This window comes from Paenibacillus sp. FSL W7-1332 (assembly GCF_037969785.1).
Taxonomy (GTDB): Bacteria; Bacillota; Bacilli; order Paenibacillales; family Paenibacillaceae; genus Paenibacillus_AQ.
The window spans coordinates 7350753-7367001 of sequence record NZ_CP150209.1 but is presented as its reverse complement, the minus strand read 5'-3'; the positions used below and the strand labels follow the sequence as shown (position 1 = coordinate 7367001).

Sequence of the window (16249 nt, the reverse complement as noted above, 5' to 3'; positions counted from 1 at the left end):
CGTAATATTGAGCTATATGCAAAAAATATGAAGACAAGTGAATCAGCTAACCAACCATAGCTGATCAACTGAAGAAAGGCCGTCGATGATGTCGACGGCCTTCTGTTTGCCCAGATTAATTTGACATTGCGCGATTGCAACCCGGAGCAGGCACCTTGTTTACCTGCAGCGACATGTCTGTCAAGACTTACCCGGTTTACTCCGGTGTTCCTTGCGTTACCCCATGAACATACGTCAGCCAAGGGGTGTCCAGTGCTCCTTGCCCCGGGTTATAGGTAAAGAAGTACTCGACGGTATCACCATGCTTCAGGTTGTTGACAGGGTAGGTATAGTTACCGTTCCCCGTTGGGGCCATGGCTACGTTTAATTGCCCGCCATTATTGATCTTATAATGTAAATCGGCAAAGGTCGCGCCATTGACATAGAACAGCAGGTCATCGCCGATCTTCTTCAGGCCCTTCGCCTCATCACCGATGACGATCACGGTGGAGGGTGCCGGTACAACGGTAATCGCGGCGCTGGCAGTTTTATTGCCGTCAGCGGTTGTCGCCGTGACGGTTGTCGTGCCCGGAGCGAGACCGGTCACGAGACCGCTTGCACTCACGGATGCGATGCCGCTGCTCGCAACCGACCACGTGACCTGCTTATTCGTTGCATTGGACGGTGCCACGCTGGCGTTTAGTTGAACACGCTGCCCGACATCCACCTGTGCCGTGGTCGGATTCACCGTTACGCCGGTAACAGACACGGTTCCTGGATTCTGGCCACCGCCTTGCCCTTCTTTATAAACACGGACATAGTCCACCTGCATCGTTGCAGGGATATCGGACGGATCCGGGGTCCGGCCTCCGTCAAAGGTGCCGCCGATCGCCAGGTTCATAATGAGGTAGAACGGCTGATCGAATGGGGCGTTCGGATTGTTCGGCGCGGCTGCGGAATACCATTGATCGCGGGTTACCTTAAAGAAGAACTTGCCATCCACGTACCATTTAATATTGTCCTCTTCCCAGACGACCGAATAGACATGATAGTCATTGGCAAAGGTTTGGCCTTCAGGGAAGTGATACTCACCGGAAAGATGCCGGTTCGTCGGCCATTGGCCCCCAAAGTGTACGGCGCCGCTCGTCGCACCTGGCAAGCGTCCTCTTGCTTCCATCACATCGATTTCGCCGGAGGCTGCCCATGTTCCGTACACATGATCCTGCGGAAGCATCCAGAGCGCAGGCCAGATGCCGTTACCGGTAGGCAGCTTGGCACGGAAATCCACTCGGCCGTATGTGAGGGAGAAATGATCTTTGGTGTTAATTTTGCCAGAGGAGTATTGTGCATACCGATTTGGATCTTGCGGAAAGGATTTTGGCTCGTTCAAGGCTCTAATATTTAGCTTTCCGTCCTGTACAAAAACATTCTGCGCACTATTGGTATAATGCTGCAGCTCCGAGTTGCCCCAACCCCAGGTATTCGGATCATCATTGAGATAATACCCTGTTTCATAATTCCATTTGCTGTTATCGAGCGTCGTCCCGTTAAACTCATCCTGCCAGATGAGATTCATGCCCTCGATGGCAGAGTCGCTTGGCGTTCCGATCGGAATATCCTCCTGATCGGTTACATCCGGGCGCGGAGCATCCGGGTTGCCGATCAAGGTATAGTTGACAAAATTGCTGCCCACACTTCCACCTGCCTGCCCATTTAGCGGATAGCCGATACGGATCTGCATATCCTCCTGGATCGGCTGGAACCATAGGCCATAGATATGGTCGGCCCAATATCCCCACTGGTTGGCATCGGACATGTTATTGTAGCCGTTTGCCGAGTATACAAATCCGCTCTGGCTTGAATTGTCCAGATCCACCCATTGCCCGTTGATGTTAATCTGGTATACGAAATTGCCAAGCTCTGTACCGATTGGGGCGCCTCCATCAATCTTAGGCAGCGGGATGCCGATAGCGCCGCTTGCATCAGCTGTAAAGGTCGTTCCTTCATAAGGCGTAAGGACATAAGAGTTTCTTACGGGCTCATTAAAGGTGATAGTATACACGATGTTAGCCGAAGAGGTCTTCGATTCTAATTTGACGTTAATCGATTCCGTTACGTTAAACCAGTAGCCGCCGCCTCCATCGGTAAATTGACCAAAGTTCTGATCATAGATCCAGCCGCTGGCTGCGTTGTTGTCAATATCGATCCATTGGCTGCTGTTTACGGGCTTTACATACACTTTCAAATCATCCGCTACGGCCGCATAGGTTATGGCCGGATCCTGATTGAATATCGGATAGGTAAAGCCGGCACCGCCCGTAAAACCTGCCGTAATTTGAGGTCCTTGAGTCGGGGTCATCGCCGTGATAGTAGTTTTGTTGATGTTTTCAAAGACGAGTGAATATTCAAGCGTGACCCCATTGGCTTTGGAGTACAGCTGAATCTCCGTTGTTGCGGAGAGCGTGAACCAATAGCCGGTAAAGCCGCCGTCGTTCCAGTGGCCCCAGTTCTGGTTATAGACAAAGCTGCCGACACTGTCGATATCGACCCAGCTGCCATTTACTTTCACCTTTACTCCCAGGTCCTGGGCAACATCATTCCAGGTGGCAGAGCCTCCGTTGAATATCGGCATGACAAAACCGTAGCTGGCCTGCCCGACTCCTGATTTTGTGATGACAGGTCCGTCCGCAGCTGAAAAATAAGACATCGAGGTGATGGTGGTTCCAGCAGCGTCAGCTGCCTGAACCTTCGAAGTCGGCAATAAGCCGATGCCAGCCAGTATCATGACCGCCAAGAACAAACTCAATACCTTTTGCCTATACCGCCTTTCCGAAATTTGAGATCGCTTCATAAATACCCTCCCTTAAAAAAATATGGATTCTCCCAGACTATGCGCGTAATGGAAAACGCTTACACCGAAGGAATATCTTTATTCTATCGAATTTCATAATCAGAAGGATAGGTACCATTTTTTTGGTTGGGTCCCATAATTTCGGGTTTATATATAATACTGGCTATATACTAGAGCCTATGGCAGCGTTAGTCCCAAGACGGTCAGAATGAGCGCAACGGTCATCAAGATCCAGCTGGGATGAAGGCGACGCATTACCCAAAAAGAGATGATTGCACCGTACAGAAAAGAACTGCCGGCTAGCAGGCCCGTCACGAGCCTTGCCTCCTGCCCGAACCAGATCGCGGCTGCAATCAAAAAGAGCCCGCTGAGCAACCAGTTGAATGTGCTGAAATGTAAAAGCAGCGTCCCAAGCCTTCGCAGCGGCGCAGATATTCGCCCATCCGCTTCAAAAACCGTCTCCATCGGCTTAATGATCACCCGTTTCATGAGAATGCCGTGTGCCACTGCCGTGCCGCCGCCGATGACACCGGCCGTTGCCAAAACCATACTACTCCAATCCATATCCATGCACCTCCAGCAACATATTAATACGATTTCGTAGTAATGACTGGAAATCAATGTAACACTGAGCATGAAGTGCTGTCAATCGTAGGTTTTACCTGCTAATAAAAACATCGTATAAAAATTCGGCTGGTGATTGATATTATTACGAAATCGTATTAAAATAGGCCCAGACGTAATATTACGAAATCGTACGAAAAGGAGTGACCGGTATCCAACACCTATATGACCTTTTCCTCAAGACCGGTCTGCGTCCGTTTGCTTTTATGACCGATACGCTTCAGCTTGAACAAAAAGTGACTCGCTCCGATATGTCAACGCTGCTTATTTTGCTCCTCCGCGGAGATTTGACGATGTCGCAGCTGGCCTCCGAGATGGGGGCGCCTTTAAGTTCGATGACAAGCATAGCTAAACGGCTTGAACGTAAAGGCTTGATTGCACGGGCTACGTCTGCACAAGATCAACGGGTTAAGCTCGTCACGCTGACGCAGGAAGGTCTGCAGCTGGCAAAGGAATGGGAGCAAATCATGATGGCGATGCTGAGCAGGTTGGAGACGGCATTTACGCCTGAGGAAATGGAGCAATTCACGACACTACTGTTCAAGGCAGCCAGAGTCTTCCAGGATGGGGGACCTGTAACGCTTCAAGAAAAGAAACGTCACTCTGTAAAGATTCAGATTGAGGAATAACCGGTTCAAACCGGATTCCTCTGGCTATTTACTACGAAATCGTACTAAAAGGAGCGGATGGACATGAGGATCATCATCTACACAGGCAAAGGTGGCGTCGGCAAGACGAGTATTGCGGCGGCGACGGCAGTGAAAATGGCCAAACAAGGCAAACGGACCCTTATTCTCAGTACAGATGCGGCACATAGCTTAGCAGATTCGCTGGCGGTACCGATCGGACCGGATCCCGTCCAAATCAGCGACAACTTGTGGGGGCAGGAAGTGAACGCGATCCGCGAGACGGAGCGCAATTGGGGAACCGTCCAGGGCTGGATCACGAAATTACTCGACAAAGCGCAGCTTAAAGATGTCACTACAGAAGAAATGCTCGTGTTCCCAGGCATGGAGGAGCTTTTCAGTTTGCTGAAAATCAAGGAACATGCTGAAAGCGGGCAATATGACGTACTGGTGGTGGATTGCGCCCCGACCGGAGAGACGCTGCGGCTGCTTAGCTATCCAAACGTATTGAATTGGTGGCTGGAGAAGATATTCCCGACCGAACGCAAATTGATCAAGATCGTGCGGCCTGTGGCCAAAATTGTAAAGGATATCGATCTTCCTTCGGATGACGTGCTGGACAGCATCGAGCGGTTAGCACGCGGCTTGGAGGAAATGCAGCGGCTCGTTCTGGATCCGGAGATCACGTCGGTCAGGATCGTGCTGAATCCGGAGAAGATGGTGCTTGCCGAAGCGAAGCGCTCCTTTACCTATTTGAATCTGTTCGGGTTCAATACGGATGCCATTATCGTTAATCGGGTGCTGCCGGATGAGGCAGGGAAAGGATTCTTCGCGCATTGGCGGGACATTCAAAAGAAATACGAGGAAGAAATCGTATTGAACTTTCAGCCGCTTCCGATTCTGAAGGCGCCTATGATGCAAAAGGAAGTTATCGGACTCCCTATTCTTGAGGAATTAGCGGATATCGTTTATGGAGAGCAGGTTCCTTCTGCCATGTTATATCGTGGCAGAACGGAGACGATCCGGGAGGATGACGGAGACATGCTGCTGGAGCTTTCCATTCCTTTTGTCGAGAAGGCGGATCTTGATTTAACGCAGACAGGTGACGAATTAACGGTAGACGCAGGCGCCTACAAACGTAAGGTCATCCTACCAAGAACGCTGATGGGCCGCGAAGTTATAGGCGCAAGGTATGCGAAGGACCGTCTTATCATCCGTTTCGGCAAACGGGAATTGACTGCACAAGGAGAGGTTGAAGATCAATGAGAAGCGCAGAGCTTAGGAGGGAACGAGTGATGGAAAATCTGCTTCGAGTGGAGCGTTTGTTGGAAAATCTGGAGCGACATCAAACCAAGGAGCATGTAAAAAACGCGGTCAAGGAATGGCTGCTTGCATCGCGATCCGTGATCGATAGTGTCATCGACACGATTGAGGAGGAAAAAGCCCCCCCTGTTGCCCGCAAAATTAATATTTCAAAAGAGTAGCAACGATTAGCATTTCCATTTCGCGTTCGGTCAGAACGAACGGGATGCTATTCCTTGCTGCCTTCGCAATTCATCAATTCCATACTAGAATACGTTTTATACCTCGTTCGGTGGCATGAAGCGGAGTGCCGCATTCGTGGGCCGCGGAAAGCGCGTGATTTATTTCATTGAACTTCATAAAGATGCAAATTTCAATTGCCGGGTTTACGGAAAGGGTGTACACTGGGTGCCGAAGTGACCATTATAGAACAGGGTGTGTTTCATATTTTCAGACTGCGCCAATTCTATTTAAATCATCTGAAGCGAAAAATGTTCAACAAAATCGTTGTGCTGTATTCGACCGTCATGATCGTGCTATTTGCGATTGCGGCAACCCTGGTTTATCAATACCAGACGCAGCGCATACTCCGCGAGCAGACCGATGCGAATCTTAAATCCGCGCATGTTCTGAATATTTATTTAAGCCGGCAGTATGAGGGCATACAGAATATATTTCAGCAGATATATGGAGATGCCACGCTGAGCGATGAGCTGATCTATTTTTTGAACCACGAATATGAGAGTTACCTGAAATACCGCCTGGATTTGTACACCAGGACGGGAGAACAGCGTTTGCGCTCTTTCAATACCTTGCTGAAAAATTACTTGGAGCAGGAATCAAGCGCCAGAAGCGTGTCGATCTACAGCTATCCGAACAATTTCTACATGCATATCAGCCGGACCAACCAGCAGCTGAATAATGAAGCGGGTTCCAAGAACAAGTGGGAGACCTGGTTCGCCCGCCGGGAGCAGCACAGCTGGGATACCATGCCGCAGAACGAGTCCTCGCGTTCATCCGGAGGCTCCAGTCCAAGGTCGTATTCCTATTCGAGAGAGCTGAAGGACCCGTGGACCTTGAATCGGGTGGGAATGATGAATGTGGAGTTCGACGCCCGGCAAATTTCATCCTGGCTGGAGAGCCGCGCTTCGGTCAAAGGCCGGATCCTGGTGTTGAACGCACAAGGAACGGTCATTTACGATTCGGAGGACGAATACTACGGTCAAACCTATCCCTACCACCTGGAGCAGGAAAAAGCCGGGGACTGGGTTCAGTTGGACGAACCCTCCAAAGTGAACATACTGAATGTCGGCAATGCGGGCTTGTCGGTGGTGGGGATTGTGTCGCAATCTTTGATCGAAGAGAGCACGGAGAGTCTCAGAACCGGACTGATTCTGGTCACCCTGGTGTTTATGGCGGCCAGTTTTGCGATTACGTTTACGATCGTTCGCAAGTTCTCCAAAAAAGTGCAGCGGATCATCCGCTCGATGAACCGGATCGGTGAAGGGGATCTGTCGACGCGCATTCAAATGTCCGGCGAAGACGAGCTTCAGCAGATTTCCCGCCGGTTTAACGACATGGGCGACCGTTTGGAGCAATACATCGATAAAATGTATACCTCGGAAATCAAGCAAAAAAACGCGGAGCTGGTGGCGCTGCAATCCCAGATCAACCCCCATTTTCTATACAATACGCTCGAATCCATTCGCATGAAGGCGTACTTTGTGGGGGCAAAGGAAGTGGGGCAGATGATATACAGCTTGTCGGTTATGTTCAAGAACATGGTAAAGAAAAGCACGGTGGTCACCGTTGAAGAGGAAATGGACATGTGTTCCGTTTATCTCGATTTGTTCCGCATTCGCTATGACGGCCGGCTGGAGACGGAGATCGAGGTGGATCCGGAAGTCCAAAGTGCCAGCATTATCAAGCTGCTGGTCCAGCCGATCGTGGAAAACTATATCGTTCACGGATTTCGTCCGCTGGAAGACAACAATAAAATTTCAGTCCGAGCTCATGGGGCAGGGGACCGGGTCGTGATCATCGTATCGGACAATGGAACGGGCATTCCGGAGGAAAAGCTGACCCAAATCCGCGGCACGCTGAACAAGGTTCTCCAGCCTCCCGAAAAGGGCCACCGTTCGATCGGGCTGATGAACGTGCATGAACGAATCGTGCTGAACTACGGGAATGATTACGGAGTGACTATAGACAGTACGGAAGGACAGGGAACCGAGGTCCGCATGGAAATACCGATGCTTCGTAAGGGGGAGACGACATGAGGAAGGTATTTTTTGTTGATGACGAGCCTTTGATCGCTCAGGGCTTGGCCACCATTGTGGATTGGCAGAATTACGACCTGCATGTGTCAGGTTCGGCCAACGATGGGCTGCAAGCGCTTGAGCGGTTGAGGGAAGAGCCCGTGGATCTGCTGATCACGGACATTATGATGCCCAGAATGAACGGGCTCGAGCTGATCAAGAAGGTAAAGGAAATACATCCCCGCACCAAATTCATTGTGCTGAGCGGGTACGAAGAATTTGAATATGTGAAGGTGGGGATCACGCTCGGCATTCAGAATTACATTTTGAAGCCGATCAACATTGAGGAGCTGGAAGCCACCATTAAGCATATTCGAGGCGATTGGGAGCGCGAGGAATTGAAACGGTTTCGCTCCGAAGAGGATTGGAAGATCCTCCGCAGCAATATTTTGCAGCGATGGGTCAACGGCGACATCAAAAGCTCGGAATTAAAACAAAGAGCCGAACTTCTCGGAATTCCGCTCAATTATGTGTCTTACCAGGTTTACGTATTGCGGCTAATATCTGACGAACGCCCGGTATCCCAGCTCTATCGTTTGACCAGCCTAGCCGATGAATATTGCCGGGTTTACTCAGAAGAGCTTGGGGGAGACCATGAGGTGATCTGCTTCCCAGATGCGGATGACGATATTGTCGTGATGTCGGCCGCGATGACTGAACGGAAGGATGCCGCACGGGAGGGTATGAGAAATGCCATGGTCAAGCTGAGAGAGCTGACTGGTTTGCGCATGTGGTGCTCAGAAGGAAATGCGGGATTCAATGATTTCAAAGACATTCAGGAGAGCTACAGGAAGGCGAAGAGCCACTTCAACGCCTGCCTGATTGCCGGAGATGACATGACGCTGTACAGTCCGCATGCGGAACCGGAGACCGTTCAGGCAGCTTCGCCGTCCGCTCGCCCCGACACGTTCGCGAAGCTGCTGATCGAGGGAGACGTCCCTTCCTTGCAGGCGTATATCGAGTCCGTTCTCGACGGTGACAGCGGGGAGCAGACGGTACCCCGGGGAAGCTGCTTGAATGCGGCTGTCCAGCTGATGATCGCGGCGAAGGATATGGAGAAGAACCCCGATTACAGCGAGGTGTTTACGCCAATGCACCGGATTAATACGCTCCAGGGACTCCGAAATCATGTGTGGCGTATCGTCGAGCGCAGCCTTGCGCGCCTGGAAGAAGCAGATCAGGGCTATAGCCTGCACGTCTCGTTCCTTGTAGAGCAGGTCCAGCACCATTTTCCGGAAGAGCTTTCCCTGAAGACGCTGAGCCAGCGGCTGCAGATGCATCCGAATTATTTGGGGCAGCTTTTTCAGCAGGAGGTCGGAGCAAGCTTCTCGGATTATTTGAACCAGTACCGCATCGAGAAAGCCACGCAGCTCCTCTTACATACCGATCAAAAGACGGCGGATATTGCGTTCAGCGTAGGTTACACGGACAGCTCGTACTTTTACAGGCAGTTCAAAAAATATACGGGCGTGTCTCCAACTGAAATGAGGTCCATGTATCGGATCTAAATAAACCGTAAACCGTCTAGTGACAGGCTCAGGGCTGATAAGCTTTGGCCTGTTTTTTGTTATTTTCTGGGGATTCTTTAATTTATCCATCCCGTTCTAGTATTTTTCAACTTGAGCGCGATAGCGCTTACTTGGCACAATGATAGTAGTTAAGGGTGAGTGATAGAATAGCCGCATTGACATAGATCATGGGGGATCTTCTAGAACAGTCGCATCACTTGTATTTAACGGGGAAGAGGAGGAGTGCTCATGTCGGGGTTCATCAAAAAGGTTATACGCAACCGGTTTATGCTGCTGATGATACTGCCCGGAACCATCTGGTTTCTTATCTTTGCTTACTTGCCCATGTTTGGCACCGTTCTCGCGTTTAAGGACTTCCGTATAAGCCCGGACGGATTTTTTGCCAGCGTGTTCAACAGCGAATGGGTAGGGTTCAAAAACTTCGAATATCTGTTTACAACCAATGATGCCTATATCATTACGAGGAATACGATTCTGTACAACCTGGCTTTTATTATCCTGGGCCTGATCATTGCGGTGGGCTTTGCGATCATGCTAAGCGAGCTGGTCAACAAGCGGACGGCCAAGGTATATCAGACCGGCATGTTTCTGCCGCATTTTTTGTCGTGGGTTATTATCAGTTATTTTGCGTTCACCTTCTTGAGCGTAGATAAAGGGACGTTGAATCAAATCATCACTTATTTCGGGGGAGAGCCGATCAGCTGGTACGCCGAAGCTAAATATTGGCCCTTCATTCTCGTTTTTGTCGGCATCTGGAAAGGCGTGGGCTACAACAGCGTTATTTACCTGGCAGCTATTACAGGGATCGACAAGTCTTATTATGAAGCGGCTGTTATCGATGGAGCCAACAAGTGGAAGCAAACGCGGTACATTACGATTCCGCTCTTGAAGCCGCTTATGATCATACTGACCATACTGGCCATCGGGGGCATCTTCCGTTCCGATTTCGGATTGTTCTATCAGCTTCCGAAGGACTCGGGCGCGCTCTACCCGGTAACGAATGTTATCGATACCTTCGTCTACCGCGGACTGATCAATATGGGGGACATCGGAATGAGTACGGCAGCGGGCTTGTATCAATCGCTTGTAGGGCTGGTTCTGATTCTAGTCGCCAACTATATCGTTCGACGAATTGAAAAAGATCATGCGATCTTCTAATCCGAGGGAGGTGTACCGTTCATGACGCAGCTATCCACGCAAACCGCGAATCAGCCGGCAAAGCGTTCAAAGAAGAGAGACTACAACGCCATCTCCCCATTGTGGAATACGATTTTTAATATCGTGATCGGCATCTTCTCGTTCTCCTGTATCTTTCCGTTTCTATTTGTTATTATTATTTCCTTGACCGACGAACAGACGCTGGTCTTGGAAGGCTTCAGGCTGCTGCCGAGTCAGTTCAGTACGGCGGCGTACGAATATATTTTTGAAACGGGAGGCGAGCTGCTATCCTCATTCAGCTTAACGCTCCTGGTTACGGTACTGGGGACGCTGGTGAGTCTGGCATTGGTTACGACTTATGCCTATGCATTGTCTCGCCGAAACTTTGAATTTCGAGGCTTTTTCAGCTTCCTTGCATTCTTTACCATGCTGTTCTCGGGCGGTATGGTACCTGGTTATATCGTGATGACCCAGTTCCTGCATCTGCAAAACACGATCTGGGCGTTGATATTTCCTTTATCCTTGAGCGCGTTCTCCATCATCGTCATGAGGACCTTTTTCCAAACGACGATTCCGGATGAAATTATCGAGTCCGCCAAAATCGACGGCGCCGGCGAGTTTCTGACCTTTATCCGGATCGTGCTGCCGGTCTCGCTGCCGGGGATTGCAACGATTGGTTTGTTCAGCTCTTTGGGTTACTGGAACGATTGGTTTAATGCCTTGCTGTATTATAACAATCCACAGGCAACGCCACCGCTGCAGTTCATGCTGATGAAGATCGAGAAGAACATGGATTTCCTGACGCAGAATGCGCAGAATATCGGTTCATTCGATGCAGCAGCCGGCCTGCCGACAGAGACGGTAAGGATGGCGATGGTCGTATTGGCGACACTGCCGATTGTTATGGCGTATCCGTTCTTCCAGCGATATTTTGTCCAGGGCCTGACGGTAGGCTCGGTCAAAGGCTAATTTCATATGGTTGTACCCGCATCGCACACTGCCGGAGAAATCCGGCTTTGATGTTTCAGGTGTGTAAGCGGTGTCAATATAGCATTAACCATTAAGTGATACAGGGGGAAAACACATGTTTAAGAAAAAGGTTTCTATACTGTCCCTTGCTCTTGTGCTTCTGCTGACGGTTGTATTGTCGGCTTGCGGCAGCAAGGAAGGCGCTAAGTCCGGCGAGCCTGCGAAGGAAGAGGCAGCCGTTCAGAGCGACGGCACGGTCGATGTTTCCAAGCTGGATCCGGTCAAACTGAAAATGTACATGATCGGGCCTAACCAGAAGGATCTTCCCGTGGTTCAAGAGGAAATCAATAAATATTTGACGGAAAAAATCAATGCAACGCTTGAGATCAGTATGATCGACTGGGGCGATTACAGCCAGCGGATGCAGGTTATTACAAGCTCCGGCGAGAATTACGACATCGCCTTCACTAGCTCATGGGCGTTCGATTATCTTCCAAATGCAGCGAAGGGCGCATTTAAGCCGCTGAATGATCTGCTTGATCAATATGGAAAAGGCATTAAGGAAGCGCTGGATCCTCGTTTCTTGGAAGGAACGAAGGTCAACGGCGTGAACTATGGCATCCCGGCCAACAAGGAATTGGCACAGCAGTTTGTATGGCGTTTCAATAAGAAGTATCTGGATAAGTACAACCTGGACATTTCCAAGGTGACAACACTTGAGGATCTGGAGCCGCTTCTGAAAACGATTAAAGAGAACGAGCCTGCGGATATTACACCGCTTGCCGTACCGAAAGGCTTTAAGCCGTACTTACCGGTCGACTTCCCGCTTGGCGATGAAATTCCAATCGGTATGTACCTTGACACCAAAGACTTTAAATTTGAGAATCTGCTGGATTCACCTGAACTGAAATCGGCTCTGACCACGATGCGCAAATATTATAAAGCGGGTTATGTACGCGAGGACGTAGCGACGCTCGACGGCATTGATAACATCAAAACCGGCAAATGGCTCGTGGACCGCGAGATTACACAGCCATACGCGGAGCTCGGCTGGTCCAGAAACGCGGGATATGACATTGTGACAAGACCGATGCACGATCCAGTCATTTACACCAGCTCGGCTGCGGGCTCGATGATGGCGATTTCTTCGTACTCCAAAAATCCGGAGCGGGCGATGATGTTCTTGAACCTGCTGAACACGGATGAGAAGCTGCGAAATATGATTCAATACGGTTTGGAAGGCACGCATTACAAGAAGCTTGAAGGACCATACATCGAAGATATGCCTGCTATGCAGGAAAGCTATGCCATGCCTGGATTTGCGCTCGGCAATATGTTCCTGACGTATCTTCATGAAGGCGAGCCTGAAGACAAATGGGAAGCATTCGAGAAATTTAACAGCTCCGCTGTGGTAGCTCCTACGTTCGGCTTTAACTTCGACACGGCTCCGGTAAAAACGGAGGTTGCGGCCATCACCAACGTAGCGAAAGAATTCATTCCTGCACTGTACACCGGCTCCATCGATCCTGAAGAATACTTGCCAAAAGCAAAACAAAAATTCCAGGATGCTGGAATTGACAAAGTTATCGCTGAAGCTCAAAAGCAGTTTGATGAGTGGAAGGCTCAAAACAAGTAATCCATAAAAGTGTATGAGGGGGTAGAAACGGCTGATCTGAGGTGGCCGTTTCTCTCTGTCATTCCTTCTTTTAGATGGAAAACGCATTCATTGTTACCACGAAATCATTACATAAACAGGAGGTTTCCCATGAAACGAATCAAACCGGATTATTTAACGAAAGCCCAGTGGAAACGCAGAATGACGGTATGGATGAGCACGGCAGTGCTGGCCGCGTCCCTGACAGGTTTTGCTGGAGAAGTCGAAGCAGCACAGCCTCACTCGTCATATTGGTATCCGAACACGCTGCTGGAATGGTCGCCGTCCACGGATAAGGATGCCCTGTTTAATCGGGGAACGGTTAAGCTGGAGGATCAGCGTCTCCAGGGTCATAAGATAAACAGTAATGCCAAGGAGGAAGTGAAGGTTTTATCGATCGCTTCCATGTATCCAAGCACAAGCGGAGCTCCTTCCCAGGGCTCGGAGAAGTTCCATACCTATACGTTCAGCAATTGGCAGTATATCGACAAGCTGGTGATGTGGGGCGGCTCGGCAGGCGAAGGATTGATCGTTCCGCCAAGCGCTGACGTGATCGATGCGGCTCACAAGAATGGCGTACCTGTTTTTGGAACCGTTTTCTTGCCGCAAACCGAGCATGGAGGCAAAATCCAGTGGATGCATGATCTGTTAAAGCAGCGGGAGGATGGATCCTTCCCGGTTGCAGACAAACTGATTGAGGTTGCTAAGTATTACGGATTTGATGGCTGGTTCATCAATCAGGAGACTCAGGGCGGAACGCCTGAGGATGCCGCCAAGATGGCTGAGTTTTTAACGTATCTTCAGCAGAAAAAAGCGCCGGGCATGGAAGTGATCTGGTACGATTCCATGATCAAGGAAGGACCGGTGAAGTGGCAAGGGGCTTTGACGGACAAGAACGAGATGTTCTTCCAGGAGGGAAATCAGCGGGTTTCCGACAATATGTTCATCGATTTCCGCTGGCAGTTCAAAGACGAGAAGAACGGCCAATACGATTACATTACTCCGTTCTTGAACTCTCCGGCCAAAGCGGCGGAGCTTGGCCGCAGTCCGTATGATTTATATGCCGGCATCGACGTGGAGGCGAAGGGCTACGAAGGCAAGTTCAATTGGCCGGTTGTGTTCCCGGATGGGAAGAAAGCCACGACTTCACTTGGTATTTATCGTCCCGATTGGGCGTTCAACAGCTCCGAAACCCATGAGGAGTATATGAAAAAGGAGCAGATCTTCTGGGCGGGACCTGGCATGAATCCGGCTAATACCTCGCAGCCTGAAGGGACCGATCCGCTCGCCTGGAGAGGGATTGCGAATGATGTGGTGGCCAAAACCGTGCTCACCGATTCCGAATTTGTCACCCATTTCAATACCGGGAACGGCCATATGTTTGCGGTGGACGGTAAAGTGATGCGGAGCAGGGACTGGAGCAATCGGAGCCTGCAGGATATTTTGCCGACCTGGCGCTGGATCACGGAAACCAATGGCAAGGGTGAAGCCCTCAAGCCTGGATTTGACTTCAGCAAATCTTACTACGGAGGCAGCTCGCTTCAGGTGGCGGGTGCCGTAAGCAAAGGCTCCTCTACTCATGTCAAGCTGTATAAGGCGAATATCCCGGTAGAACCGACGACGGAAGTATCGCTCGTCTATGCGGACAATGCGAAGGACGCCAAGGTGAAGATTGGGTTGGCATTCTCCGATGCGCCGGATCGGTATGAATTTTTCGAGCCTGGCAAGTGGACCGCCACGGGTGCCGATCAGGATTGGAAGCAGGGCAGCGTTAAGCTGAACAAGTATAAAGGCCGCACGATTGTGGGAATCTCGCTGCAATTCGAATCAGCCGCGGATATAGCGGATTATCGGGCGAATATTGGAAAACTGGCTGTTACTCAGGTGAACGATAAGGCGAAGAAACCGCACCAGGTGACCGATCTTCAGGTCATCGATAATGATTTCCGCGACGGAATATATGGAGATGCGCGATTGTCTTGGAAGGCACCGAAACAGGCTGAGGACGTGATGTACTACCAGGTGTACCGGGTTCATCCGGACGGCAATTACGAGTTGATGGGCATGACGGGGAATACGGTATATTACGTGCCGGAAATGAAGCGGATGCTGAAAGAGCAGGCAACTAAGATGGCCGTGATTCCGGTAAACCGACATTACGAACAAGGAAAAGCATCGTCGGTAAGCTTTGACTGGCCGGAATATCCGAAGCCGGTTGCAGCCTTCAAAGCGGATAAAACACTGATCGCACCGGGAGAAACGGTACAATTCACAGATCTTTCCTCGGAAGTGACGGAGTCCTGGAGCTGGAGCTTCCCGGGCGGACAGCCAGCATCCAGCACGGAGCAGAATCCTAAAGTGACCTATCCGGAGGAAGGAACGTACGAAGTGACGCTAACCGCTACAAATAGCGTTGGCGAGGACTTGGTTCGGAAGAAACTCATCACGGTTACACGGGAAGCGGAGAATGGCGTGGGCAACCTTGCTCTTGGCAAGGAAACATCAGCATCCAGCTTCGTGAATGAGAAGGAAGCACCTGCATTTGCGGTGGACGGTAACGCCGCCACCAAGTGGTGTGCTGTTGGAGACGGGCCTCACTGGCTGACGGTGGACCTGGGAGCCGAGCATAAGCTCAGCGAATTCGTGATCAAGCATGCGGAAGCCGGGGACGAGCCGGCCGCGTTCAATACGCGGGCATTTACCATTCAGGTAAGCTCGGATGGCAAGGAATGGAAGGACGCGGTATCGGTCAAAGACAATACGAAAGCGGTCAGCAGCCATGCCATCGAACTCACCTCCGCACAGTACGTGCGTCTTCAAATAGAGAAGGCGACGCAAGGCGGGGACACGGCTACGCGGATTTATGATTTTGAAGTACTGGGCTTGAAATAATTCGGAGAACTAGAAAGGGCGTTTCCCATAAGGGGGACGCTCTTTTTTTGTTGTCTATATAGTTTGTGTCCCGTCATAGAATCGCTGTCAATGCCCTAGGCCACCCTGTATAGATTTTGTATAGATAGGGTTGTTAATCTAATGTAGGACAATTTTTGGATATTGAACAATTGACGCGTGCAGCGGTAAGAGTATTAATTGCATAGCTGCTGAAATTGATAAATTGAGCAATAAATAATGAAGCAACTTAAAACAACCATTGATGGCATGGAAGTCGTCAATGGTTGTTCTTGCATGGAGCAGTGCCTACATTAGAATGGATTAGGAGAGAATACTTCTTGGCAAAC

11 protein-coding genes are annotated in these 16249 nt (G+C 50.3%); 9 read left to right on the top strand and 2 right to left on the bottom strand.

The genetic code is table 11. The features are described 5' to 3' along the window. Nucleotides 1–196: 196 nt before the first annotated feature. Together MKX98_RS33385 and MKX98_RS33380 are read right to left on the bottom strand one after the other, a co-directional pair. Nucleotides 197–2830: a family 16 glycosylhydrolase gene (locus MKX98_RS33385; RefSeq protein WP_339220666.1), complete on the bottom strand. Its 2634-nt coding sequence runs from the start codon at nucleotides 2828–2830 to the stop codon at nucleotides 197–199. 177 nt (nucleotides 2831–3007) lie between these two features. Then, nucleotides 3008–3394: a hypothetical protein gene (locus tag MKX98_RS33380; RefSeq protein WP_339220664.1), complete on the bottom strand. Its 387-nt coding sequence runs from the start codon at nucleotides 3392–3394 to the stop codon at nucleotides 3008–3010. Nucleotides 3395–3660: 266 nt separating this feature from the next. On the opposite strand from MKX98_RS33380, the gene MKX98_RS33375 reads away from it, so the two are divergent. The 9 genes from MKX98_RS33375 (at nucleotide 3661) to MKX98_RS33335 (ending at nucleotide 15902) form a co-directional block, all read left to right on the top strand. Next, on the top strand, nucleotides 3661–4083 hold the full coding sequence (locus MKX98_RS33375; protein WP_259445605.1) for a MarR family transcriptional regulator: 423 nt from the start codon (nucleotides 3661–3663) through the stop codon (nucleotides 4081–4083). A gap of 63 nt (nucleotides 4084–4146) precedes the next feature. Continuing rightward, a complete protein-coding gene (locus MKX98_RS33370; RefSeq protein WP_194540190.1) occupies nucleotides 4147–5346 on the top strand; it encodes an ArsA family ATPase in 1200 nt (399 codons plus the stop codon). A gap of 29 nt (nucleotides 5347–5375) precedes the next feature. Further along, nucleotides 5376–5564 (top strand): hypothetical protein, encoded by a 189-nt coding sequence (locus MKX98_RS33365; protein ID WP_194540189.1) that lies wholly within the window; start codon nucleotides 5376–5378, stop codon nucleotides 5562–5564. Nucleotides 5565–5798: 234 nt separating this feature from the next. Further along, complete coding sequence (locus tag MKX98_RS33360) at nucleotides 5799–7661, top strand: sensor histidine kinase (RefSeq protein WP_339220660.1); 1863 nt, start codon at nucleotides 5799–5801, stop codon at nucleotides 7659–7661. After that, nucleotides 7658–9208 carry a response regulator transcription factor gene (locus MKX98_RS33355; RefSeq protein ID WP_339220658.1) on the top strand — a complete coding sequence of 517 codons (1551 nt, stop codon included), beginning with the start codon at nucleotides 7658–7660 and terminating at the stop codon, nucleotides 9206–9208. The genes MKX98_RS33360 and MKX98_RS33355 overlap by 4 nt, the downstream gene beginning before the upstream one ends. A 249-nt stretch (nucleotides 9209–9457) precedes the next feature. Next, entirely contained in the window at nucleotides 9458–10387 is a 930-nt protein-coding gene (locus MKX98_RS33350; RefSeq protein WP_071219420.1) for a sugar ABC transporter permease, read from the top strand. A gap of 21 nt (nucleotides 10388–10408) precedes the next feature. Beyond that, nucleotides 10409–11356: a carbohydrate ABC transporter permease gene (locus MKX98_RS33345; protein ID WP_194540187.1), complete on the top strand. Its 948-nt coding sequence runs from the start codon at nucleotides 10409–10411 to the stop codon at nucleotides 11354–11356. A 115-nt stretch (nucleotides 11357–11471) separates the two neighbouring features. Next, nucleotides 11472–12992, top strand: coding sequence for an ABC transporter substrate-binding protein (locus MKX98_RS33340; RefSeq protein WP_194540186.1), 1521 nt, complete (start codon nucleotides 11472–11474; stop codon nucleotides 12990–12992). Nucleotides 12993–13121: 129 nt separating this feature from the next. Next, on the top strand, nucleotides 13122–15902 hold the full coding sequence (locus tag MKX98_RS33335; protein WP_339220654.1) for a discoidin domain-containing protein: 2781 nt from the start codon (nucleotides 13122–13124) through the stop codon (nucleotides 15900–15902). Nucleotides 15903–16249: the final 347 nt, after the last annotated feature.

Coding starts and splice junctions, on each gene's coding strand:
- MKX98_RS33385 (WP_339220666.1), bottom strand. CDS start 2,830: ATGAAGCGATCTCAAATTTCGGAAAGGCGGTATAGGCAAAAGGTATTG.
- MKX98_RS33380 (WP_339220664.1), bottom strand. CDS start 3,394: ATGGATTGGAGTAGTATGGTTTTGGCAACGGCCGGTGTCATCGGCGGC.
- MKX98_RS33375 (WP_259445605.1), top strand. CDS start 3,661: ATGACCGATACGCTTCAGCTTGAACAAAAAGTGACTCGCTCCGATATG.
- MKX98_RS33370 (WP_194540190.1), top strand. CDS start 4,147: ATGAGGATCATCATCTACACAGGCAAAGGTGGCGTCGGCAAGACGAGT.
- MKX98_RS33365 (WP_194540189.1), top strand. CDS start 5,376: ATGGAAAATCTGCTTCGAGTGGAGCGTTTGTTGGAAAATCTGGAGCGA.
- MKX98_RS33355 (WP_339220658.1), top strand. CDS start 7,658: ATGAGGAAGGTATTTTTTGTTGATGACGAGCCTTTGATCGCTCAGGGC.
- MKX98_RS33350 (WP_071219420.1), top strand. CDS start 9,458: ATGTCGGGGTTCATCAAAAAGGTTATACGCAACCGGTTTATGCTGCTG.
- MKX98_RS33345 (WP_194540187.1), top strand. CDS start 10,409: ATGACGCAGCTATCCACGCAAACCGCGAATCAGCCGGCAAAGCGTTCA.
- MKX98_RS33340 (WP_194540186.1), top strand. CDS start 11,472: ATGTTTAAGAAAAAGGTTTCTATACTGTCCCTTGCTCTTGTGCTTCTG.
- MKX98_RS33335 (WP_339220654.1), top strand. CDS start 13,122: ATGAAACGAATCAAACCGGATTATTTAACGAAAGCCCAGTGGAAACGC.